Raw genomic sequence first — 24,292 nt, 5'->3', positions numbered from 1 at the left:
CACAACAAAACAAAACACAACACAAACCAAAACTAATTACGATACAAAAAATAACAAGAGAAAACCAAAGAAGAACACGTTATTTTCTAAGGAACATAGTAAAGGAACTTGATGGAGGCACCCTGTTGGGTAAGATAAACACGCTGGAAAAACCAACCCCGGAAAAAACAACCAGATTTATAAAAAACGCGATAAAGAAATCAAAACTTCTAACTATCGCTGGAAAATGTGAGGTAGATTACCAAGGCCGTGCAGATGGATACCTACCACTTGGAGAAAGAATCACCATACTGAAACCTGATGGCACAACACTTGTTCACCAAAAAAACAACAGCGATCCAATAAACTGGCAGCCACCAGGATCCCGGCCATCAGTAAAAACACAAAACAAAAAGGTAGAACTCAAATCAGAGAGAACATCACCCAACGAAACACTAACAATAACGATACATGAAACACTTCACACAACATCATACAACCTAACAGACGGAGCGCAACTAACACTTAACAAACAAGAATCCCAGATGCAGAAACAGATAACCAAAAACCCAGAGATAATCGAAGAAGGCCTTAGAATAATAGAAGCCGAACGAAAAACAGGATACGGTCGAATAGACCTCTTCGGTAGAGACAGCCAGGGAAACAACGTAATAATAGAACTAAAACGAAAAAGAGTAGGACCTAAAGCCGTAGACCAACTACAGAGATACATAGACTACTACCAAGAGAAAGGATACAAAAACATAAGAGGCATATTGGTAAGTCCATCGATCACACCAAACGCTCAAAAAAGAATAGAAGACCAAAAACTCGAACACATAAAACTAGAACCACCAAAAACAAAACCACAAAGAATAAAAACACTCGACCAATTCAAAAACCAACAATAAAAAACCAACAATAAAAACACCAAAAAAAGGGAAAACAATAAATACCAAAATATTAAAACACCCATTAGGGAAAAAACGGCCCGGCTTCCGCCGGAAACCAAAAAAACCCAATCCACCTCAATAACCATGAAAAAACAAAAAAAACCACCTAAAAAACCCAAGGCAAACCACCAAACGGAGATAGAGTTCATATGCGAAAACTGCAGCACAACATACAAAAAAGACCTACTGATGTCAAACGAGATACGATGTCCAAACTGTCAAAGCCTTAAACTGTTCTACAACGACAACAACAAACCAACCAAACTACACAGAAAAATCAAAAAACTATTCGAAAAAACCTAAACCAAGACAAACCAACAAACAAAAACTAGTTTTATAACAGTTCTAACCACAACCGACTGAATCCTTAACTAATATTAGTTACGAATCTTTTTTTGGTAATAGAGAGAAATCACTGAACACCTGGTTGTGTTATCCAAATGGAACATGAATTCGATGGAGCAGTGGTTGTCGGAGCAGGGCCATCCGGCGCGAAAACAGCGGAAAAACTCTCTGAAAATAATATAAAAACACTTGTAATCGAAGAAGACAACAGCGTAGGCAATCCAGTTCAATGCGCCGGCATAGTAAGCACCAGAACCATAGAAGAAAGTGAACTAAAAAAAGACAACTACATACAGAACAGAGTGAGAGGCGCAAAAATACACTCACCAAACGGAGAATCCATAGAGATAAGCAGGCCGGAAACACAAGCCTACATAATAGATCGATCACAGTTCGACCGAAAACTAATCGAATCAGCAGTGCAGTCAGGAGCAAACCTAAAACTAGGTTGGAGAGCAGTAAACTGGAACGGCAAAACCTTGGAGATCAGCACTCCAAAAAACAATACTAAAACCAAAAAAATAAAACCAAAAGTCGTGGTCGGAGCAGATGGAGTTAAATCAACAATAAGACGCAGCATCAACTTACCAAGACCACAGAAATACCTATCGGGAGCACAACTCACAATCACCGGAACAGAAATCGAAAAACCAGATTTCGTAGAGATATTCCTTGGACAAAAAACAGCCCCCGGTTTTTTCGCCTGGAGCATACCTACAGACAGAAAAACAACACGAATAGGGTTGTGTATAGACCCAGAAATGGCTAAAAAACCCGCAACCGAATACCTAAAAAACCTAATCAAAAACCATCCAAAACTAAAAAAACACAAAGATAAGGAGTTAGAATGGAACTACGGTGCAATACCAATCGGATATCCAAGCAAGCTATATGATAAAAAAACACTGTTGGTTGGTGACGCAGCCGGACAAGTAAAACCAACAACCGGAGGCGGAGTCTACACAGGAATGGTATGCGGTAAAACAGCCGCAAAAACAATAAACAGATATCTAGATGGGGAAACCCAGCTAAAGGAATACGACACAAACTGGAGAAAAAAACTAGGTAGAGAACTAAAAATCGGAATGTCACTACACAAAACACTATGCTCACTATCCGACAAAGAACTTGACAAACTAATAAAAAAACTCGACAACCCTAAACTGATAAAAACAATCGAAAACTACGGAGACATGGATTACCCATCCAAAGTAGCAATAGAAATACTTAAAACCAAACCCTCATTAATCAAATATTTCGGAGTCTTCACCACAAAACTGCTCGGAGACCTACTATGAAAGCCAGAAAAATACTAACCACAGAATACCTAACCCTACTCACCGCCGTATTCATGTTCTTCGTCAGCTTCTTCGCAATAGTACCAATAATCAGCCTATACGCCGAAATACTTGGAGCCGGAGAACTGATGATCGGGGTGATAGTAGGTATATTCGCCTTCTCAGCAGTTCTAAGCCGAATACCATTCGGTCGTTACGCAGACAACGTAGCAAGAAAACCACTCCTAATAATAGGCGCATTGATATTCATAATATCCCCCATATTATACACACTAACAGAATCCCTACTCACCCTAGCACTAATACGCATACTCCACGGAGTTGGAATCGGTGGATTCAGCGTAGCCTCAATGTCAATGGCCGTTGACATGGTTCCAAAAAAGAGATTAGGAGAAGCGATGGGGCTATTCGGAGTTCCAGTCATGCTAGGCATGATACTGGGTCCCGGAATAGCAGGCTTCCTAGTCGACCTAACCGGATACAACGAAGCATTCTACATAGCCTCAATGTTCGCAGTCATATCACTAATACTAGTGTTAATGGTTACAGAAAGCGATATAGACGGAACCACAACCGCAACATTCATAGACGTATTGAAAGACAGCAACGTCACATCAGCAGTTATTGGAGTCCTAGCACTTACAACAGCATATGGAGCGGTAACAGCTTTCTTCCCAGTATACGCAAACCGACTAGGATACACAGAATTCACAATCGGATTATTCTTCACAATATACGCAGCAGCCGCATTAATAGTACGCGTCCCCGTAGGCAGGTACGCAGACAAAAAAGGAATCAGCTTACTAACAGCCCCAATGATGGTTGTATCCGTAATAGGAATAACAATAATAGGCATCACAACAAACGAAACCGGATTCTACATAGCAGGAATCGTATTCGGAATCGGATTCGGAGCAGCATACACAACCCTACTCGCCCTTTCAGTAGAAACAGTAAACCCACTAGAACGAGGAAAAGCAAGCGCACTAATAAACTCAAGCTTCGACATGGGAATAGCAATAGGCTCAATAGCACTCGGAGCCATAGCCAGCGCATACCAATTCGACACATTCTTCCTGATAACAGCAACCATACTACTAATAGGAACAATAGGATTCATACTGGCCAAAAAAACACTACCAAACACCTAAACCAAAAAACCAACTAAAAAACAAACAACAAAACAACCAGTAAAAAGATAAACAGATTGTTTTTGTGTTTTTAAGGGATGGAATATTATAGTTTTAAACTAAATCATATAAAAAAGATTTTTTAATACGGTGATTTTTTAATGTTCAAAGTTGGAGAAGCTCTTATAGGAGAAGAACCAGAGTTAGCGCACATCGATTTAGTGATTGGAGATAAATCAGGGCCAGCAGGCCAAGCATTCCTAAACGGATTAACAAACCTATCACAGGGACACACACCCCTGCTAGGAGTCATAAAACCAAACCTACCTACAAAACCCTCAACCTTGATCGTTCCAAAAGTAACGATACAAGGAATGGAGGACACAGAAAAAATATTCGGTCCAGCACAAGAAGCTGTATCAAAAGCAGTTGCAGACTCACTTGAAGAAGGAATAATCGACCCTGAAACCGCAGAAGAAAAAGTAATCATAACAAGTGTATTCATACATCCAGAAGCAACAGATTTCCAAAAAATCTATAGATACAATTACGGGGCAACTAAACTAGCAATAAAAAGAGCATTGAACGAAGAACCCACCCCCAATGAAGTTATAAAAGAAAAAGACATTGGAGGCCATCCAATAATGGGTAACCGGATAACAAGGCTCTCAAAACCACCATACCTACAGGTAGCGCTCGACACAACAAACTTCCAGCACGTGGAAAAACTACTAAAAGAAATACCCGAAAACGACAACGTAATATTCGAAGTAGGAACACCACTTGTTAAGAAATACGGAGTAGACGTCGTAAGCCGAATGCGAGAAATCAGAGAAGACGCATTCATAGTTGTAGACCTAAAAACCCTTGACACAGGCAACCTAGAAGCCCGAATGGTAGCAGACGCCGGAGGCGATGGAGTAGTTGTAGCTGGAATAGCAAGCAAACCAACCATCGAAGGAGTAATAGAAGAAGCAGAAAAAACCGGCATATACTCAATAATCGACACAATAAACATGAAAAACCCAATAGAACTAATCAAAAAACTCGACAAAAAACCAGACATACTAGAACTACATCGAGCAATAGACATGGAAGACCAAGCAGAACACGCATGGCACAACATCCCAGAACTCAAAAAAGAACTAAACAACGGCTTAATATCGGTCGCAGGTGGAATAAAAACACAAAACGTCAAAGAAGCAGTAGATGCAGGCGCCGACATCCTAGTAGTGGGTAGAGCTATAACAGGAGCCAAAGACCCAGAAGGAGCCGCCAGAGAAATAATAGAAGAAATCAAAACCACACTCTAAAAAAGATAGGAAAAAAATGAAACTAATAATAAACCTCAAAACATACAAGGCTGGAACAAACCAAAACGCCATAGAAATCGCTAAAACCATCGAAAAAATCCAGCAAGAAACAGACGCAGAAATAATAATATGCCCACAACCCACAGATATCCAGAAAATCAACGAACAAACAAACACTCCAATATACGCACAACACATCGACCCCATCAACTACGGAAGCAACACAGGCCACATACTACCAGAAGCAGTAAAACAGGCAGGGGCAACAGGAACCCTAATAAACCACTCAGAAAAAAACCTAACACTAAAACAAATCGCTAAAGCCAACAAACGAGCAAAAAAACTCGACCTAAAAACAATAATCTGCACAAACAACGTACAAACCACCAAGGCAGCCTCAAAACTCAACCCAGACTACGTAGCAATAGAACCACCAGAACTTATAGGCGGAGACATATCAGTCACAAAAGCAGACCCAGAAATAATCGAAAAATCAGTAGAAAACTCAACAACCCCAATACTATGTGGAGCAGGAGTTTCAACTGGAGAAGACGTAAAAAAAGCAATAGAACTAGGTGCCGAAGGAGTATTGGTGGCCTCCGGAGTAGTTAAAACAAAAAACCCAGAAAAAGCAATACAAAAACTACTATCCAAAATATAAAAAAACAAATTAGGAGCGTACCAGACCAACACAGAAACCTGGTACCTCCAAAAAAACTCCCTAACACAACCTAAACCATAGTTGGATAAACCAACCATCTTCGTTATTTCTTAGATTTTTTTAGATTTCATACTCTATGTAGTTGTCTATGTCAACATTTCCATCTTCATCCAGTGGAACGAAATCCATTGCTGTTCCAGGTTCATCGGTTTCAGACCATTCTGAAGAAACCTGCACCCCAACCTTATCAGGATCTCCTAATTCATCTAGAGGTACCTCCATTATTATCTCAGAGCCGTCAAAGAATTTAGAGTCAACTGTATATTCAACTCCATCCAACTCATATACCTCGCCTTCAACTGTAGCCATCGATTCAAAGTAGACTGCATCCCCTATTAATTCAAGAGTGAGGGAGAAATCAGCTATCTCTTCATCATCCAAATTCTGTATATTAACTTCGTATTGACTGGCTCCTGGATCGATAGTAGATGGAATATCACCATATGTCTCTATCGCTATCAATAGGTTGCCATCACTTACATCCAAACCAACCTCTTCAAGGTCGATGTGGTTCTGTATCTCAGGTTCAATCTCTTCGTCAGTAAGCATGGCTAATCCTTCTTCAGCTGAAACAGATTTATCGTAACCACCAATACATCCCGCTGTTGCTAATACAACTCCAACTATCAACAATGAAATTAAAACAATCTTTTTATCCATAGGACTAATACCCCCGTCATTATAACCAACTATTGTTATATGAATGTTAACGGTTCTCCATTGGTTTTTTTGTTTCGGTTAACTCACCACAATGAGATTTGTTGTTGTACCCAATATATTGGTGTGGATTCTAATATGAAGGATATTGCTCTAGCTAACCTACTAAACGACCTTGGTGACAGCATTAAGCAGACAGAGCATGGGCAACCATTGTTCAGAGGATTAAACTACACACCAATCAAGCTAGATGAAGATAATTTCTATAAAATACCTGGTGGAGATACTGATCGGAAGCTCTCTTTTATCGATGGAGGTAATATGGAGCTTTTTTCTTCACCTATGTTCTCCGTACACCTGATTCGTGTTTATTATAATGTTTTTAAAGGTAGAGAGAGGATTGAGCCGGGAGAATTGCCCCAGAGAATAGATTTTTATGCACTTGCAATCGCATCCGAAGTAAACGGTGAAATCAAATATCAAGGAAAGATATATCCGGTTAACTCTAACCACAAGAAATACCTACCGGATGAAGAAGACCTGGAGTTAAAACTTAGTGAAGTTGTTAGCGAACCAGATGAACAGTTGAGTATGTCCCGAATCGGGAGGATATGTACAGCTGCACGTAGGTTCGCAGAGTGGAAGGTTGCTGGAGAGATATCCAAACAAGAACTCAGTGCTGGAGACATAATGGTGATGGATGGAAGCCTCCAAACATCTGTCAAAAACGAAACCAGATACGCAGAAAATGCCTATAAAAAAGCATTGGAAAACGATGTGGTGTATTCAGGGTTATCTAAAACAACAACACTGCACACAACAACCGGTAACAGTCTAGTTAAAACGCTTAAAGACCTTGCAAGTGAAATAGAATATCCATGGTACTACTACCCAGTTGTAAAAAACGTAGATCCAAACCACCAAGCCGAAATATATTTCGTAAAACTCTATAGAGAGTCACAATACGCCTTCAGATATGAATTACAGCGAGATTGGAAGAAAAACGCAAGCAAAATGGAAATTGAATCGGTATTAACCGCATTATCGAACAACTCCCGAGACGTAAGGTTTCCAGGATATCCATATGGGTTGGTAGATGCTGATAGAATGGCAAGCGTCTCCAAAGAAGAAGCCTCAAGATATAGAGCTAGATTTAAAGCAATGACATCAGGAACAGGTCTCTGGAGCGAACTACGTACATACCTATCAGCCGTTGACGCACACGACGTCCTGAACAAACTAAGATAACCAACAAACCAAGATTACCAAGAATTGTGATAACCATGAATGTTGTAGGAAGAATTGTTAGTGGAGATTTCGACACAGTAAAGATAAGACAGAAAGCCAGTGAAACGATCGAGATGGGAGACCTACTGGTAGCTGAAAACCAAAACTCATACACAATACTACAAGTACATGACCTGATGTACGGCTCCCAAATATCTAATAAAGAAAAAAACCTGGTCGCCGGAATGAAGTTAGAGGGATATGGAAGAGACCTCGACTTCACCGACCCCGAATTAAGCAACTACATAATAGCAGACCTAAAAAGCTTGGTTACAGTTGAAAAAAACAACAACACATCACACTCCCCCAAAAAACTACCCCAGTTCTTCTCAGGAATGCGTAGAGCAAAAGATAAAGATTTCAACTTCATACAAACACATGAAAAACCATTGGTGATTGGAAACGTCAGAACAGGATCGCAGAAACTAGATGTAGAGATAAACCTACCTGGAGAAGAAGTATTAAGACACCACATACTCGTTCCAGCATCAACAGGTAAAGGCAAATCAAACCTCGTTAAAACCATGGCCTGGGAACTACTAGACCAAGAATACTGTGGACTACTAATAATCGATCCCCACAACGAATACTATGGAACCCAAGGAACACCAGGCCTCTCAAACCACCCAATGGCAAACCAGTTTGTAGAGGCATACTCACCCGGAAAAAACCAAGTAGGTGTAAACAAACTCGTAATCAACATACAGGAACTAAAACCATGGGATTTAATGAAAGTAATCGAACTATCAAACGCACAAACCGAAGCAATAAACGCATACTACCAAGAACATAAGGAAAACTGGATTAAAGAACTCATGTTGTCACAAGAACCAATAAACAACATCCAGGAAGTAACTCTGGAAACTATGAAACGGAAGTTAGCAGTATACCTCGACATACACGAAAAAAACAACCAACTTACATGCAAAGGAATCTTTGACGAAAAAGCAGGGGAATCAACAATCGAAAACATAGTTCAATCTCTCGAATCAACAAAAACCCTGATATTAGATACATCAAACCTTGAAGCAAAAATAGAGTTATTAGTAGGCTCCATAATCGCAAACAGACTTTTCAATAGATATAAAAAATATAAATCGACCGATCAAATCAACCAAAAACCAGTTATATCCATCGTATTAGAAGAAGCACCCAGAGTTATAGGGGAAAACTCAATAATACAGTCAGGAAACATATTCGAAAAAATAGCTAGAGAAGGACGTAAATTCAAGATAGGGTTAACAGCTATAACACAACTACCAAGCGTCATCCCCAGACAGATACTGGCAAACATGAACACTAAAATAATTTTAGGAATGGAGATGCGGAGCGAAAGAAATTCAATAGTCGAAAGCGCGTCACAAGACCTATCAAAAGACGACAGAAACATAGCAACTCTAGACAAAGGAGAAGCAATTATAACCTCAACATTCACCGACTTCGCAATACCAATAAAAATCCCATACTTCAAAAAAATCGTAGACCAAACACAACAAAAACCAACAGAACAGATCGAGTTCCGAGGAATAACCTAAAACAAACAAAAAAAGGGAGGTAAACAAAATCCAAACACGTTTCGCACACATCTCAGATGTCCACCTAGGTAGTTGGGGTGGAACAGACCTAAAACAACTAGCCATAAAAGCATTCAACCAAACAATAGACCGATGCATAAACAAAAACGTAGACTTCATAATAATATCAGGAGACCTATTCGAAACAGGCCGCCCCCCAACAACAGTACTAATGGAAGCATTCAGAAGACTACGAGAACTAAACAAAAAAAACATCGAGGTATTAGTAGTACCAGGCTCCCACGACTTCTCACCCTCCGGAAACACAATGCTTAACGTCCTTGAATCAGCCGACCTCATAACAAACGTAAGCCAGGGACAGATGGAAAATGGAAAACTAAAACTAAATTTCCACGAACCAACAGAGGGAGTCAAAGTAACCGGCATGCTCGGTAGAGCAGGCTCCCTAGAATCAAAAGCATACCAACTACTCAACCAAAAACAACTGGAAAAAGAACCTGGCTTCAAAATATTCATGTTCCACTCAGCAATAAACGAATACAAACCCGAATACCTAAAACGAATGAAAGGAATAAAACTCTCATACCTACCGAAAAACTTCGATTACTACGCAGGAGGCCACGTCCACAAACAAGACAAATTCCATGAAGAAGACTATGGCCACATAACATTCCCAGGAGCGATATTCCCAACAGACTACCGTGAACTAGAAAAAAACCAACACGGCAGTTTCTACATAGTAGACGTAAACGAAAACCAAATAGAAATCCAAACTGAAAAAATAGAAGTAGCCCCCATAACATCGATCGAAATAGATGCCGAAAACAAAACACCCGAAATGGTAGAACAAAACATAAACAAAGAGATAAAGAAAAGAGAAATAGAAAACTCAATAACCCTATTAAAGATATATGGAGTTCTTAAAACCGGTAAAACAACAGAAATAGGGCTCAATGAAATACGAAACAAAATAAAAGACCTCGGTGCAACAGCAGTAAGAACAAACATCAACCAACTCAAAACAAAAGAATACCAGGAGTTCGATGTCAAAGCAGGAGACCGGAAAGAACTTGAACAGAAATTAATAGAAGAACACATCGGCCAGTTCGAACTGAACGATAAAACAGATAAAGAAAAACAACAACTCACAAAACAACTATTCGACAAACTATCTATAGAAAAAGAAGACGGAGAAAAAAAGAAAGACTACAAAGAAAGAGTCGTTCAAGACGCATTAAAAACACTCGGAATAAAAAAAGAACTAGAAAAAACCCTATAACCCCTGAGGATACAACGTGAAAATCGATTCAATCAAACTAAAAAACATAAGAAGCTACAAACAAGAACAGATCGAATTCCCCCAAGGAACACTCTTATTATCAGGGGACATAGGCCACGGAAAATCATCACTACTCATGGCAATAGAGTTCGCACTATTCGGATTAAGAGGAAACCAACTATCCGGTGGAGACCTACTACGAGAAGGCAGCAACAAAGGTTGGGTAGAACTCACATTCACAATCAACAACCAAACAATCACAGCATACAGAGAACTAACAAGAGAAAACCAATACATAAGACAAGACAACGGATACATCAAACAAAACACAAAAACCGAGTTATCACCAACCGAACTAAAAGCAGAAATATTCAAAATACTCGGATACCCAATGGAAATGGTGTCAAAAAGAAAATCCCTAATATACCGATACACAGTATACACCCCACAAGAAGAAATGAAAAAAATAATAGAAGCCGACGAAGAAACCAGGCTCGACACACTAAGAAAAATCACAGGAATCAACCGCTACAAAAAAATAAGAGAAAACATAGATGACGTCCGAAACCACCTAAAAAAACCATACAACCAACTCGAAGGAACAACCAAAAACCTAGAACAAAAACAAAAACAAAAACAAGAGATCCAGGAAGAAATCGAAAAACACAAAAACCTAGAACAAAAACAAACAGAAAGAAAAAAAACACTCACACAAAAACTCCAGAAATGGAAACAACAAAAACAAGAGATCCAGGAAGAAATCGAAAAACTCCATAAACTGGATAAAAAGAAAACCGAAATCAAAAACAACATCAAAAACACCAAAGAAAGAATAAAAGAACACGAACAAGAACTACAGGAAACAGAAAACAGATACAACAAAATAAAACAACTAGAACGACCCACAGAAACCAGCCAACAAACAATTGAAGAAAAACTAAACCAACTCCAAAAACTCAAAGAAAAATGCCATAAAAAACAACCAGACATCGAAAAAACACTAAACAAAAAAATCAAACAAAAACAAGAGATCCAGGAAGAAATCGAAAAACACAAAGACCAACTAAAACACCATCAAGCACAAAAACAAACAATCGAAAAAAACCAAGAAAAACTCAAACAAACCAAATCAAAATGCCCGATATGCGGAAACCAACTCAACGAAAAACACAGAAAAAAAGAACTCAACAAAAAACAACAAGAAATCCAAGAAATCCAAACCAAAACACAAAACCAAAAACAAAAACTCCAACAAAAACAACAACAAAAACAACAACTAGAACAAGAAATAAACCAAAAAACCAACGAAATAATCAACAGAATAAACCAAAAAACCAACGAACTCCAACAAAAAAACCAGCAACTACATAAATACAAAGAAAAAAAACAGCAAGCCAGCCAACTAAAACAAACAATAGAACAGAAAAAACAGAAAATACAGAAACACAAAAAACAGATACAACAAAACCAAAAACAACTCCAAAAAACCAAACAAAAACACCAAAAACAACAGAAAACCAAACAAAAAAACCAGGAAGTAGAAAACAAAATCGAAGAAACAAGAAACAAACTAAACAAAACCGAACAAAAAATCACAGAAACAAAAACAAACATAAAAAACAAAAAAAGAGAACTAAAACAACTAAAAAAAGAAATCAAAGACAAAAAAACAGCAAAACAACTAATGAAAAAAATACAAACCAACAAACAATGGCTAGAAAACCTAAAAAACCTATCAACAACAATAGAACGCAAATACATGACAAAAATCCAGATGAACTTCAACGAAATATTCAACAAATGGTTCCGAATGCTAATAGAAGACAGCGACATAAACGTACACGTAGACCAAAGCTTCGCACCAATAATAGAACGCGGAAAAACAGAAACAGAATACAAAAGACTCTCAGGCGGAGAAAGAACATCAATCGCACTCGCATACAGACTCGCATTAAACCGAGTAATCAACCAACTAGTACAAGACATACAAACAAAAAACATGATCATACTCGACGAACCAACAGACGGATTCAGCACAAACCAACTAGACAAAATAAGAGACATAATAGACGAACTAAACATGCAACAAATAATCCTAGTATCACACGAACCAAAAATGGAAAGCTACGTAGACAACATAATACAGATACAAAAAACAAACAACACCTCAACAGCAACAACCCTCTAAAACCCCCCCAATAAACCTAAAAATAAAGATAAAGATGCTAAATAACTGGACCAAACACATAAACCCAGAAACAGCCAACAAAAACCCAAAACACATAAAACAAAAACTAATCCAGAAATACAAAAACACCACAATAACACAACTCCCAAACACCAAAAAAATCCACAACCAAAACGGCAGCTACATAAAACGCAGCGAAAAAATAAAACAAACCATAAAACCCCAAAAAACAACCACAAAAAAACACACCAACCTCAAAGCCATACCAGGAATAGGCCCCAAAACCGAAACAAAACTCAAAAAACAAGGCTACAAAACAATAACACAACTCAAAAAACACCCAAAATGGAGCCATAAATGCCAAAACCACCTAAAACAACTAACAACCCCAGCAACAACAATAAAAACACTCCACCAAAAAATCAATCCAACCTGCCTCGAAGCACTAAAACACACACCAAAACTAAAAAACAAAGAAATAGCATTACTCGACATAGAAACACTCGGCCTACATAACCAACCAATAATACTGATCGGAATCGGCCACCCACAAAAAAACCACCTAAAACTAAACCAACTACTAATCGAAAACCCAAAACAAGAAAAAACCGTCCTCCAACAAACCAAAAAACAACTCCAAAACAAAACAACAATAATAACATTCAACGGAAAAACCTTCGACATCCCCTACATACAAAAAAGACAAAAACACCACAACATAACACCAACCAAAAACAAAACACACATCGACCTATACCACTACACCAAAAAAACACACAACCTCCCCAAAAACAAACTAAACCACATCGAAAAAAAACTACTAAACATCCAAAGAAAAATCGACATACCAAGCAGCCAAGTACCAAAATACTACCAAACATACCTAGAAAAACAAAACCCCGGCCCACTCCTACCAATACTCAGCCACAACCGACAAGACATACTCACACTAACCAACCTATACCACAAAATAACAGAGAAAACCCTCAACCCCTCTTAACAACATCCCTATACTTATCCAACCTAATTTTATCCCTCCGACTTAAATTCAAAATTAACCCCCATATAACAATAAATCCATAAACAAAAACAATCACTATCGATATTGGTTTTTTGTCCTGATGAGAATATATTTCATGGATAACGAACTAAATCAAGTTTATTCTTAAAACAAGGCTAAGACCACTCTTCCTTATGATGAGGATACAGGCCCGACAGATATAATAGCCATAGAGAAAGAATGTTTAAATAGCAGTAGACTATTGCTCGACCAAAACATGTCCACAAAACATACGGATATGGACAAAACAAAGCAGGTATGCTCGAAACCAACATGGGAGTAGAGAGTAGTGGTGTTGTGGCAACACCACAGAGAATAAGGTTCAGGTTAAACCAACCTTATTATCTGGAAGCCTCTTCCTAACGACCTTAGCGAGTTCGGTGGAAGAGGATGTCACAGAGAGGTTTTGCCTATGGTAACATTAAAAGAACTACATGAGTTTGCAGTTGAAGAAGCTATCAAAGTAGACCCACGAGATAAAGACAGGATCGATGAGATACTTCAAAAAAGAAATGAAAAATACGAGGATCTAGAGGGAGTCAGAAAAGACAAATACGACCAAAATAGACTAAAAAACCCATACGATGACAGTAAGATTTTGCATGCCGGTAACACCGATGTTGAGAAAATAGCTGTTGGAATCGACATAGAAACACAAGACCTTCTTCTAATAGACCGGTTAAACGAAAAAGGAATAGAGATCGATGCGGCAATAGCGCACCACCCAGAAGGCCGTGGACTCGCAAACCTACATCAAGTGATGAAGATGCAGGTTGAGACACTTGAACAAACAGGTGTCAGCATTTCACAAGCAGAAGCCATTGTTAGAGGACGAGTAGACGAGGTCCGTAAAGGCGTGCACTCAGGAAACCACCCAAGGTCTGTACAAACAGCAACCCTACTAGATATCCCATACGCCTGTCTCCACACAGTAGCAGACAACCATGTCAACAACTATCTAGAAAAATACGTTGAAGAAAAAAACCCAGATAGGATATCAGACCTCATAGACATACTGATAGAGATACCCGAATATGAATGGGCTCTTGAATACGACCTCGGACCAACAATATTCAATGGAAAAAAGAAAAATAGAGTTGGAAAGGTAGCATACGACATGACAGGGGGTACAGAACTAAGTAAAGAAAGACTAGAGAAAATGGCTCAATCAGGAGTGAACACAATAATAGCAATGCATATGTCCAAAAAACAAATCAAAGAAGCTAAAAAACAAAACATCAACGTAGTTGCAGCAGGCCACATATCCTCCGACTCAATAGGCCTAAACCTACTGCTCGATAAAATGGTTGATAAATTCAATATAAAAGTCGTTGAACTATCCGGCTTCAAAAGAGTAACCCGACTGTGAAATCCTCCCCGACCTAAATGGACGGGGTCTTCATCCTATTCGTTCCTTTTTTTTTGGGGTTAGGGAGTTATTGATGGAGGTGTTGTGAAGAACACGTCGACTCTCTGGTAGATATTGTTGGTGGTTGTCCGTTGCTAATTGACTTACAGGCTATAGAGGTCGGGTCGGAGCTAAAAGGGTTCTTGGGCACTTTCATTGGTGCCTCTGTTCATTTTTTACAGAGTATTTAATCTCCACAGTCCTTATGCCTTTTACACTCGGCTCCAAAGACTTGAACGAGGTTTATATCATAGACTTGCCATGAACCCGACACATACAATAGATATGTATAGCCATGATGAAAAATAAAATTACTATCGGGCTGTATCCTCTTTGTGAGCGAAGAGGTCTTAGTTCTGTTTTAACTGTTAATTATAAGAAAACTCCAACCAGATTGGTTGGGGATATAAAAATAATTCTTTCTGACTATTTGAATGGTGTTTTGTGTTTTTAGGATATCGATGAGGGCTGTGTAGTTGAAACGGTAGGTAGGTCTTTAAAATAGATAATATGTTTTTTATGGGTTTTTTGGTTTGTTTTGTTTTGTTTTTGTGTTTTTATGTGGTTTTTGTGGTGTTTGTGTGGTTTGTTTTGTGTTTTGGGTGTTTTCTATGGTTTTTGTTTTTGCGTAGGTTTTTTATACCATTAGATAATAAGGTTTAGTATGAAGGGTGTGCTGGCGGTATCCCATCCCCTCCAAGATTGATCCGCTTTGCACCCTTTGTTTTTAATTTTTTATAGTTTTTGTTGTATCTCTTCTTTGAGTATTTCGCTTGCTGTTTCTCCGTCTATTCGTTTATCTAGTTTTTGCATTACAATGCCCATTAGAGGTCCTAGGGCGCCCATTCCTCGTTCTTGGATGAATTCTTCTTTTTGGTTTGCTATTTCTTGTATTGTTTTTCTTGCTTGTTCTGTGTCTATTGTTGTTTTCCCTGTTTTTTGTACTGCTTGTTCTGCTGTTAGTTCTGGGTTTTTGGTTATTGTTTTGAGTATGTCTGGTATGACTTCTTTCGATATCTCTTGGTTTTCTAGTAGTTGAAATGTTTGTTTGAAGTGTTTTTTTGTTATTTTGTTTGTGTTGTATCCTTCTGATTCTAGTTCTTGTAGTGTTCCCGTTAGTGTACGGACGATTATTGTATCGGGGATGTTTTTTTGAGCGGTTTCTTCGAACAAACTGGTTTTTTGGTTTTTTATTATGTTTCTCGCCATCTCTCTATTTATATTGTATTCTTTTTTTAGTCGCTCTATTTTTTCGGATATGAGTTCTGGTAGGTTTTGTTTTATTTCCTTGATTTTCTTGGTTTTTATGTTGACTGGGGGTATATCGGTTTCTGGATACATCCTTGCTGATCCGGGTAGTGGCCGCATGTATTCTGAACCACCGTTTGGTAGTGGTTTTCTTGTTTCTTCTGGAACTCCTTTGGTTGCTTGTCTTGCTCTTTCGGTTACTGCTTTGTGTGCTTCTTTGGCTTTATTGGGTTTGTCTGCGATTATCACTATGCAGTCGTCAGGCTCTGCATTTAGTTCTTTTTTGAGTTTTTCGACTTCTTCGGGGGTTATTCCATATTTTGGTAGTTCGTCGGTGTGGAAGATTCCGCCTACTCCACCTGCTTTTTTTGCTCTGTCGGATAGTTCGGTTCCAAGCCGTCTGTCTTCTTGTATTTCTTTTCCAACAAGTCCTTTGAATCCTTTTAGTTTTTGAGCTAGTACTACTCCGTTTTGTAATGCGCTTTTTATTATTCCAGAATCTGTATCGGTGAATAGGTGGGTTACGTCTTTTATTTCTCCATTGAGTTGTTTTTCTTTCACGCCTCTTTCTTGGAGTTGTTTTTTTATTTCTATGAGTTTGGTCTGTCTTTCCACTTCTTTTTCGATGTATGTTTCGATTAGCTCTAGTTCCTGGGCTCCTTTTAGTTCGATTCGGCTTCCCTCTTCAATGCTTATGTTTATATCTTGCCTTATTGTTCCAATTCCTCGTTTGACTTTTTGGGTTGACCTGAGTATTTCTCCTATTTTTTCAGCGAATTTCCGGCCTTGGCTTGGAGTCTTTATGTCAGGTTCACTCCCTATCTCTATTAATGGGATTCCAAGTCTGTCTAATGAATAAACTATCTCTATGTCTCCGATGTCTCCTTCTATCTTCCTGCAAGATTCTTCTTCTAGAGAGATTCCGTCGATACCGATTTCTCCTTCATCTGTCTCTATCTTTCCTTGTGTTGCTATCATCGATGTTCTCTGGAACCCAGTTGTGTTGGAGCCATCGATAACTATTTTACGCATGGTGTGAACTTGATCTACAATTCTTGCGTTTAGTAGTAGGCTGACCTCCATACAGGTCTCCAGTGCCTCAATGTTCATGGGTTGGGGTGGTTCTTCATCACATTCAATGAGGCATGTGTTCTCTTGATAGCCATGGTATCTATATTGTTTGGAGAGCCTTGCTTCTTCGAGAGCTGCCTGGTCAACCTCTCCCAACTCACTTTTGGTTGGATGTAGATATCTAGTCAATGTATAGTCTGGCGTATCTTTTTCTGAAAGTTTTGTTGGACAGTTGCAGAAAAGTTTGTGTTCTGTATCAAGTTGTTGATGAAATTCAAATCCGACTTTTAATCCAAGTTCGTCGTATTTACTCATAAAAAATCACGTTTTTTTATTTAAGAAATTTGTCTGGTATGCTACGGCTTGTTATCTCACCGGCGATGTTCGTTGTCATCAATCTCTTTATCTTGTTCATATCGCTGGTTTGTTCAGTAACCCACATCAGTTTCACCATTGCTGTTTCAGGAAGCATATCCTTCCCTGGTATCACACCTGCTTTAATTAGGTCTCGACCTGTGTCATATACTCTGTTGCAAACACGTCCATACAGACATTGTGAAGTCATTACAACTGGAGTGTTTTGAGCTATACCTTCTTTTATAGTAGGTATGAGTTGTTTCGATACATGTCCAAGACCTGTTCCCTCGATTACAACTCCATCCATTGTATCTAGATAATGTCTAAGTGTTTCTGGTTTAGTTGTTGGAGTAAATTTTAATAGTCCGATGTTTGGATTTAATCCACCGTTGTAAGAAAGTTCCACTTCATCTCTAGATGTATAGCTAGTTTTAGCAGTTACTTCATCTCTGATTTTAGCTATTGGTTCTGTATTAATTGAACGGAACGCGTCCCGACGAGAGGTATGCATTTTACGTGTTTTTGTGGCTTTATGTGCGAGACAGTAGGTATCGGATGTCTCTCCATGCATTACAACCATAACTTCAGCTATATCGGATTTAGCAAGTTTTACAGCTGAAATAGCATTCAGCACATTGTCACTGCTCGGCCGATCTGCACTTCTCTGCGAACCTACAAACACTATTGGAACCGGCGTGTCGATAAGAAACGAAACTGCTGAAGCAGTGAGAGCCATCGTATCGGTTCCATGTGCAACCACAACTCCATCGGCTCCAGCTTCAACCTCCTGATATACCGCCCTACTTATCTCAACCCAATCTTCTGGCCGTATATTCTCACTCAGAATATTTGAAACAACTTTAAAACGATAGTTAGCCATGCCCTCCAACTCCGGTATCGCCGAAACTATCTCATCTATACTTAAATCACTTGAAACACCCCCGGTCCTATAATCCACACGACTAGCTATCGTACCACCTGTCAACAACATTGAAACAGTCTTATCACTAGAACCAGAACCAACCACCTCTCTCTCTATAGGTTTTTCACCTTCAACCGATTTCTCAATCAAGGTAGCTTGACAACCCACTATATTTATTCCTATATTATACCCATTCTCCAACTTTAGGACAGCTATCTCATCTCCGGAAGAAGGCATCAACCTACCAAAATACGAAAGCCCTCCTTTTTCAATCTCAACCTTATCGTTTATCTCTATCCCATTCTCCATCATAAACTGCTCAATATCCATCGATTGCCTCCAAAATAAAATAAAATAAATCAAACAAAAACCAAATCAAATCTAAATTAATTTAACTTGATCTATCTAAATCATTTTTAGTTAATTATAGTAATTATAGTTAGTTTTAGTTAAGTTAGGTTGAGTTGGTTTGGGTTGTTGTGTTTTGTTATGTGTGTTTTTTTAGGTAGTTGTTCATTTTTTGTTCTAGGTTTTTTAGGCCGTCGTTTACTTTTTTTTCTCTTGTTTTGATTTGTTTTTTGTGTTTTTTTAGTCTTTGTTGTCCGTTTTTGATTTCTTGTTTTGTTATTTTTGGTGAGGGTGAGCCGTGGGTGTTTTTTTGTTCTAGTATTTTTTGTGGGTCTGTTATTTGTTTTAGTGTGTTTTTTGGTATGTTTAGTTGTTTTGCCATTTCTTCTATGTTTAGGCCTTTGTTGACTAGGTTTGAGATTTTTGAGTGTGCTATTCGGAAGGGGATTTCTTGTTGTTTTACTAGGTAGTTTGCTAGTTCGCTTCCGCTTGTTAGTCCTTTTTTTGAGGATTTTTTTAGTTTTTCGTTGTTGAATTCGGTTTCTTTGATTACTTCGTTTGCTATGTTGAGTGATCCTCTGAGGTTTTGTACGCTGCTCCAGATTTTTGGTGTTAGTTCTTGGAGGTCTCTGTTGTATGCGTATGGTAGTGATTTTAGGATGCTTGAGATGGCTGTGTAGTCTCCTAGTACTGACCCTGATTTGGCTCTGACTAGTTCGAGTGTGTCGGGGTTCTTTTTTTGGGGCATTATGCTTGAGGTTGATGTGTATTCGTTGGGTAGTTCTACGAATGAGTATTCTGTTGAGCTCCATATGATGAGTTCTTCTGAGAGACGGCTTAGGTCGAGCATTATGTTGTTGAAGCATGAGACGGCTTCTAGTGCGAAGTCTCTTGAGCTAACTCCGTCCATACTGTTTCTCATTACTCCGTTGAAACCGAGTAGTTGGGCGGTTAACTCGCGGTCTATTTTGAATGTGGTGGAGGTTAGGGCGCATGAGCCTAGTGGGCTTTTGTTTGCTCGGTCGAAACAATCTAATATTCTTGTTAGGTTTCTGTCGAAGGATTCGAAGTAGGCTAGGTAGTGGTGTCCGATGGTTGTGGGTTCTGCGTGCTGTAGGTGGGTGAATCCCGGCATCATTGTGTTGGTGTTTTCTTCAACAACTTTGAGTATGTTTTTTAGAAATTGATGTAGGTCCCAGGCGATATTTAATAGTTCATGTCTTAATCTGATTCTTATGCAGGTTGCTACTTCATCGTTTCGTGAACGGGCGGTATGCATCCAGCCTGCTGTTTCTTCTCCAACCAACTCGTTTACACGGGATTCTATTGCCACATGGACGTCTTCACCACTTAGGTCATCGTATTTTATCTCTTTCAATGCACGTATTATTTCAACGCCAGATCTTTCTGGAACGATATCCTGCTCCATCAACATTAAAACATGAGCTATGTCTACGAGTATGTCGGCATCAAAAATCCATTTATCATCACTTAGGGATGAGATAAAGTCTAATGCATCTTGATCCATCTTTCCAAGCTCACCAAGCAACTCATCATCCATATATTAATTCCTCCATAAATCTAGAAACCTATAGGTATCATTAAACACTTGAAAGATATGTATTTTCCCGACAACCATAAAGTTAAGCAATTTTATCTTTTTTTATAATTTTTTATTCATATAGACACCTTTTTTGTTGTATCCATATTTTCTATAGTAGTTTCGGGCACCAACACCACTTATAACAGATATCTCTTTTGCATGAAACTCTCTGGCTCGTTCTTCAGCTTCATGTAATAGTTTTTCACCATAACTATGGTGTTGCCAATCTCCTTTTTCACCTATTGGGGTTGCGTCACCATAGACATGTAGCTCTCTGACCATGGCATCTCCATCATTTAGTTCAGGCCTGAAAGGAGATTCAAGTATTCTAAGTCTAAGCAGACCAACCAATATATCTTGGTCTATATCTTCATAAGTTAAAACTATCTCACGACCCCCGGAGGCTGTATACTCTCGAGAAACCAGCTCGACGTTTTGTGGTGAAACACCATCCTTCATCTCTTTATGACCTACCTCCCTACACCTTATACACCTACATGGCTCCTCCATTTCAACCAGTTTCTTACGGGCAACTTGACGTAGGTTGGTTTTATCGGGTCCAGCATCTATTTCATGAGAAGGTATGTCGCGCATAACTCGCATTATGCGGACGTGTGGTGGGACCTGTTTTTTAGCTTGGGCGATCAGGTTAGCGGTCTCCTCATTTGAAAGAGGTGTGTATTCACCTTTTTGGTATAGACTATATAGTTCGGTGCCCTCAACAACCTGGGTTGGATATATTTTAAGGCCATCTGGCTGAAACTTTTGGTCGTTAAAAATCTTTTTAAATGTTTTTATGTCTCTATCCGGGGTTGAACCCGGTAGCCCTAACATCATGTGGTAGGTTACTTTCAATCCAGAGTCTTTAAGCAGTTTTGTCGCTTTATAAACGTCTGAAACACTGTGTCCTCGCTGTATTTTTTCATATATATCGTCGTATACCGTTTGAACTCCGAGTTCGACTCTGGTGCAACCCATCTCGAGCATTCTATCGATATCTTTTTCTTTACAGTAGTCAGGTCTTGTTTCGAAAGTAAGGCCGATGCAACGAATGTCAGCATCTTCATTCTTTGTTTTAGCTGATTCAAGGGAGCTGGATTCGGTGGCATTCAACCCATCGAAACACCTTTTCACAAAACCTTCTATATATCCTTCGCGAGCTGGAGCGGTACCACCCATAACGATCAACTCAACCTTCTCCACGTCATCATGACCAATCTCTTTAAGCTGACCTACCCTTTTTTCTACTTGACTATAAGGATCGTAACCCTCTCTTATAGCACGCATAGCAGCCGGTTCTTTACCAGTATAACTCTGTGGACTGTCTTGTTCAGGCCCTCCAGGACATGGAACACACCGACCATGAGGACATTCATAAGGCGAGGTCATAACAGCAACGATATTAACTCCAGAGATGGAGCGGGTTGGTTTTAACTTAAGCTTATCCCTCTCCTCATCACTATCAACATACTTCAATATCTCAGGGTTGCTTGGAAAACGAGAAACACCGGTCTCTCTACAAACCTCTCTCTTAACCGATTCAATCATATCTCTAGGTATATCTTCCTCAACAATACGACGAGCAATCTCTCTGCAGGTCTCTTCAAGACTATTCATAAAAACCACCAAAACACTCAAAAAACAAACTTTAGTTTGATATTGATTCTCTATACTTAAAACGAAAGAAAAACATTTTTTACTTTACAGTAATTTAGTTTATCTCTCCATCAACAATTATCTCTTTTGGAATCAACTAAATATAGCTATTTTTTAGTTTTTTATTGCTTTTAAACCAGCTTCTGGGTTATCGACCTTCATAATCACCATGTCTTCTCCTCCGTTGTTACAGGCTGAATATGCATACTCGATGTTTATACCGTTCTTACCCAGTTTGTCTGAAACACGTGAAACATCTTGTTTCTTTATAGAGATTACATCTACCTCTGAAACTGTGTAGTCTTTTTCTTCAAGTTTTTGTTCCAGTTTGTTTGGGTTGGCCGCGATCAATCTAATTACACCGAAATCCCCTGCTTCAGCTATTTCGAAAGCAGATACAACCAGTTCCCCGTCATCTACTGTTTTAAACAACCTGGCTAGCTCACCAGGCTGGTTTTTTAGAAAGACGGATACCTGCTTAATAAGTTTCAACAAACCACCTAACAATAAGGTATTCCGACAGATAATTATGTTTTCTCCTCTCCCAATCTACCGTTTTTTGTGTTTTGTGAAAATATTAAATACTATGTTTCTGTATTTAGGTTTAGAGTGATAATTTTGAAGGTATCATTTATTGGTGGTTTTTATGGCTCAGGTAAGACTACGTTGATTTCAGAGATGTCTAAGAAGCTGAAAGAGGACGGTAAAACTGTATTGTTCATCGATAATGAGAAAGGCAACTCGAATGTGGATCCCTTATTTGTGCGAGAGCTTGGTTTCGATGGAGATGAGTTGACAGGTGGATGTATATGTTTTTACTTGGATCGGTTGAAAGAGATTATGCGTAATATCGAGGACAAGTCGAAAAAAGATGTTTTGTTCGTAGAGCCTGTTTCATATTTCCTCCCCTCCAAACTATATTTTGACTTAAGAAATGAATTTGGCGATGAAATCGATTTATCCCCCATCACTATTTTGTTAGATGGACGTGAACTGAAAGATGTTTTAGATAACGATAGAGAATTCCCTTTAATCGATGCAAGACAGGTTAAAGACGCTGAAATAGTAGTAATCAATAAACTTGACCTATTATCAGAAGATGAACTGAAAGACATTAAAGAGATGGTCTACGAACTAAACCCTAATGTAGAAATCCATTCAGTGTCAGCAAAAAATGGAAACAACCTAGATGAACTCCTAGAGATTTTATTAAAGGAAACACACCAAGGAAGCGATTTTAAATCACCAGCAATGTTCCAAGAATACTTAAAATCAGTCTCAGGAATAAATGAAAGGGGAGAAGAATTCAAATTCCAATCAAAAACCCCATTAAACCAACCCAAAACACAAGAACTGGTGCAAGACATCTTCCAAAACTTAAAAAACGACATAACAAACACCGGCGGCAAAATACACCACATAAAAGCCTACATTAACGACGGCGATTCATACATCAAAGCAAGCATGCCCAGAGCAACAAACGAAGTCGACATAACAGGCAAAGTAAACAAAATACAAAAAGGACATCTAGTGCTAAACGTAATAGCCGAGGAAGTCCCCGACGACCTAATATACGGAACAATGCTAAAAACAATAGCCAAAATAAAAAACAAACATAAAATCAAAATCGAAAACTAACAAACACACCTCCCCCACACCAATATTTTTTTTAAAAACAACAGACACACCCCACTCTCCACTCAAGAAACCAATAATCAAGCTAAGACAAAAACAAGACACATTTAAAACTATTAAAACAAATCCTTTCAAGAACAAACCTATCTGTATATTAAGAAAAGAAGTATGTTGATTAAAAAAGAATTAAAACATGTAAATACAGAAACCAAAGATAACCAATGGATAGGTACTGGGTCTTTGAATTTAGATGTAGAGGGTTAAAAAAAATATTTGTGTTTTACGTCGTATATGGAGAT

At 38.7% G+C, this 24,292-nt stretch carries 19 protein-coding genes; 13 read left to right on the top strand and 6 right to left on the bottom strand.

The window, feature by feature from the left end; translation table 11 throughout:
• Window positions 1-125: 125 nt before the first annotated feature.
• The 6 genes from nucS (at window position 126) to tpiA (ending at window position 5,679) form a co-directional block, all read left to right on the top strand.
• The gene (nucS, locus tag AMET1_RS04245; RefSeq protein WP_161490759.1) at window positions 126-890 is read left to right on the top strand and encodes an endonuclease NucS; all 765 of its coding nucleotides are present in this window, start codon (window positions 126-128) and stop codon (window positions 888-890) included.
• A gap of 126 nt (window positions 891-1,016) precedes the next feature.
• On the top strand, window positions 1,017-1,235 hold the full coding sequence (locus AMET1_RS04240) for a hypothetical protein (protein WP_086637226.1): 219 nt from the start codon (window positions 1,017-1,019) through the stop codon (window positions 1,233-1,235).
• A gap of 137 nt (window positions 1,236-1,372) precedes the next feature.
• The gene (locus AMET1_RS04235) at window positions 1,373-2,575 is read left to right on the top strand and encodes a geranylgeranyl reductase family protein (protein ID WP_086637225.1); all 1,203 of its coding nucleotides are present in this window, start codon (window positions 1,373-1,375) and stop codon (window positions 2,573-2,575) included.
• Window positions 2,572-3,726 carry an MFS transporter gene (locus AMET1_RS04230; RefSeq protein WP_086637224.1) on the top strand — a complete coding sequence of 385 codons (1,155 nt, stop codon included), beginning with the start codon at window positions 2,572-2,574 and terminating at the stop codon, window positions 3,724-3,726. Before AMET1_RS04235 ends, AMET1_RS04230 begins: the two co-directional genes overlap by 4 nt.
• Before the next feature lie 140 nt (window positions 3,727-3,866).
• Complete coding sequence (locus tag AMET1_RS04225; protein WP_086637223.1) at window positions 3,867-5,018, top strand: bifunctional 5,6,7,8-tetrahydromethanopterin hydro-lyase/3-hexulose-6-phosphate synthase; 1,152 nt, start codon at window positions 3,867-3,869, stop codon at window positions 5,016-5,018.
• 16 nt (window positions 5,019-5,034) lie between these two features.
• The gene (gene tpiA, locus AMET1_RS04220) at window positions 5,035-5,679 is read left to right on the top strand and encodes a triose-phosphate isomerase (protein WP_086637222.1); all 645 of its coding nucleotides are present in this window, start codon (window positions 5,035-5,037) and stop codon (window positions 5,677-5,679) included.
• A 120-nt stretch (window positions 5,680-5,799) separates the two neighbouring features.
• Here tpiA and AMET1_RS04215 read toward each other — a convergent pair whose 3' ends face one another.
• Window positions 5,800-6,399, bottom strand: coding sequence for a hypothetical protein (locus AMET1_RS04215; RefSeq protein ID WP_086637221.1), 600 nt, complete (start codon window positions 6,397-6,399; stop codon window positions 5,800-5,802).
• A 135-nt stretch (window positions 6,400-6,534) separates the two neighbouring features.
• Between AMET1_RS04215 and AMET1_RS04210 the strand changes: the two genes are divergently transcribed.
• The 6 genes from AMET1_RS04210 (at window position 6,535) to AMET1_RS04185 (ending at window position 15,114) form a co-directional block, all read left to right on the top strand.
• On the top strand, window positions 6,535-7,644 hold the full coding sequence (locus tag AMET1_RS04210; protein WP_161490758.1) for a DNA double-strand break repair nuclease NurA: 1,110 nt from the start codon (window positions 6,535-6,537) through the stop codon (window positions 7,642-7,644).
• A 35-nt stretch (window positions 7,645-7,679) separates the two neighbouring features.
• Window positions 7,680-9,218, top strand: coding sequence for an ATP-binding protein (locus tag AMET1_RS04205; RefSeq protein WP_086637219.1), 1,539 nt, complete (start codon window positions 7,680-7,682; stop codon window positions 9,216-9,218).
• A 28-nt stretch (window positions 9,219-9,246) separates the two neighbouring features.
• Complete coding sequence (locus AMET1_RS04200; protein ID WP_086637218.1) at window positions 9,247-10,497, top strand: metallophosphoesterase family protein; 1,251 nt, start codon at window positions 9,247-9,249, stop codon at window positions 10,495-10,497.
• A 16-nt stretch (window positions 10,498-10,513) separates the two neighbouring features.
• Window positions 10,514-12,685: an AAA family ATPase gene (locus tag AMET1_RS04195; protein WP_086637217.1), complete on the top strand. Its 2,172-nt coding sequence runs from the start codon at window positions 10,514-10,516 to the stop codon at window positions 12,683-12,685.
• Window positions 12,686-12,719: 34 nt separating this feature from the next.
• Window positions 12,720-13,685 (top strand): ribonuclease H-like domain-containing protein, encoded by a 966-nt coding sequence (locus tag AMET1_RS04190; protein WP_086637216.1) that lies wholly within the window; start codon window positions 12,720-12,722, stop codon window positions 13,683-13,685.
• A 472-nt stretch (window positions 13,686-14,157) separates the two neighbouring features.
• Window positions 14,158-15,114, top strand: coding sequence for a Nif3-like dinuclear metal center hexameric protein (locus AMET1_RS04185; RefSeq protein ID WP_086637215.1), 957 nt, complete (start codon window positions 14,158-14,160; stop codon window positions 15,112-15,114).
• A gap of 774 nt (window positions 15,115-15,888) precedes the next feature.
• On the opposite strand, the gene gatE is transcribed toward AMET1_RS04185, so the two are convergent.
• The 5 genes from gatE to AMET1_RS04160 form a co-directional block, all read right to left on the bottom strand.
• Window positions 15,889-17,787, bottom strand: a complete 1,899-nt coding sequence (gene gatE / locus AMET1_RS04180) for a Glu-tRNA(Gln) amidotransferase subunit GatE (RefSeq protein WP_086637214.1) — start codon at window positions 17,785-17,787, stop codon at window positions 15,889-15,891.
• A 16-nt stretch (window positions 17,788-17,803) separates the two neighbouring features.
• Window positions 17,804-19,081, bottom strand: a complete 1,278-nt coding sequence (gene gatD / locus AMET1_RS04175) for a Glu-tRNA(Gln) amidotransferase subunit GatD (protein WP_201721273.1) — start codon at window positions 19,079-19,081, stop codon at window positions 17,804-17,806.
• A gap of 157 nt (window positions 19,082-19,238) precedes the next feature.
• Window positions 19,239-20,660 carry an argininosuccinate lyase gene (gene argH / locus AMET1_RS04170; RefSeq protein ID WP_086637213.1) on the bottom strand — a complete coding sequence of 474 codons (1,422 nt, stop codon included), beginning with the start codon at window positions 20,658-20,660 and terminating at the stop codon, window positions 19,239-19,241.
• Window positions 20,661-20,762: 102 nt separating this feature from the next.
• Window positions 20,763-22,319 (bottom strand): tRNA uridine(34) 5-carboxymethylaminomethyl modification radical SAM/GNAT enzyme Elp3, encoded by a 1,557-nt coding sequence (locus AMET1_RS04165; RefSeq protein WP_086637212.1) that lies wholly within the window; start codon window positions 22,317-22,319, stop codon window positions 20,763-20,765.
• Between the two features lie 153 nt (window positions 22,320-22,472).
• Window positions 22,473-22,850, bottom strand: coding sequence for a hypothetical protein (locus AMET1_RS04160; protein WP_143406840.1), 378 nt, complete (start codon window positions 22,848-22,850; stop codon window positions 22,473-22,475).
• A 126-nt stretch (window positions 22,851-22,976) separates the two neighbouring features.
• On the opposite strand from AMET1_RS04160, the gene AMET1_RS04155 reads away from it, so the two are divergent.
• Window positions 22,977-23,996: a GTP-binding protein gene (locus tag AMET1_RS04155; protein ID WP_161490757.1), complete on the top strand. Its 1,020-nt coding sequence runs from the start codon at window positions 22,977-22,979 to the stop codon at window positions 23,994-23,996.
• Window positions 23,997-24,292 lie beyond the last annotated feature (296 nt).

This window comes from Methanonatronarchaeum thermophilum (genome assembly GCF_002153915.1).
GTDB lineage: Archaea > Halobacteriota > Methanonatronarchaeia > Methanonatronarchaeales > Methanonatronarchaeaceae > Methanonatronarchaeum > Methanonatronarchaeum thermophilum.
Note: the sequence above shows the minus strand (reverse complement) of the source record. Positions and strands in the feature narration are given on the sequence as shown.

Coding starts and splice junctions, on each gene's coding strand:
- AMET1_RS04240 (WP_086637226.1), top strand. CDS start 1,017: ATGAAAAAACAAAAAAAACCACCTAAAAAACCCAAGGCAAACCACCAA.
- AMET1_RS04235 (WP_086637225.1), top strand. CDS start 1,373: ATGGAACATGAATTCGATGGAGCAGTGGTTGTCGGAGCAGGGCCATCC.
- AMET1_RS04230 (WP_086637224.1), top strand. CDS start 2,572: ATGAAAGCCAGAAAAATACTAACCACAGAATACCTAACCCTACTCACC.
- AMET1_RS04225 (WP_086637223.1), top strand. CDS start 3,867: ATGTTCAAAGTTGGAGAAGCTCTTATAGGAGAAGAACCAGAGTTAGCG.
- tpiA (WP_086637222.1), top strand. CDS start 5,035: ATGAAACTAATAATAAACCTCAAAACATACAAGGCTGGAACAAACCAA.
- AMET1_RS04215 (WP_086637221.1), bottom strand. CDS start 6,399: ATGGATAAAAAGATTGTTTTAATTTCATTGTTGATAGTTGGAGTTGTA.
- AMET1_RS04210 (WP_161490758.1), top strand. CDS start 6,535: ATGAAGGATATTGCTCTAGCTAACCTACTAAACGACCTTGGTGACAGC.
- AMET1_RS04205 (WP_086637219.1), top strand. CDS start 7,680: ATGAATGTTGTAGGAAGAATTGTTAGTGGAGATTTCGACACAGTAAAG.
- AMET1_RS04190 (WP_086637216.1), top strand. CDS start 12,720: ATGCTAAATAACTGGACCAAACACATAAACCCAGAAACAGCCAACAAA.
- AMET1_RS04185 (WP_086637215.1), top strand. CDS start 14,158: ATGGTAACATTAAAAGAACTACATGAGTTTGCAGTTGAAGAAGCTATC.
- gatE (WP_086637214.1), bottom strand. CDS start 17,787: ATGAGTAAATACGACGAACTTGGATTAAAAGTCGGATTTGAATTTCAT.
- gatD (WP_201721273.1), bottom strand. CDS start 19,081: ATGGATATTGAGCAGTTTATGATGGAGAATGGGATAGAGATAAACGAT.
- argH (WP_086637213.1), bottom strand. CDS start 20,660: ATGGATGATGAGTTGCTTGGTGAGCTTGGAAAGATGGATCAAGATGCA.
- AMET1_RS04165 (WP_086637212.1), bottom strand. CDS start 22,319: ATGAATAGTCTTGAAGAGACCTGCAGAGAGATTGCTCGTCGTATTGTT.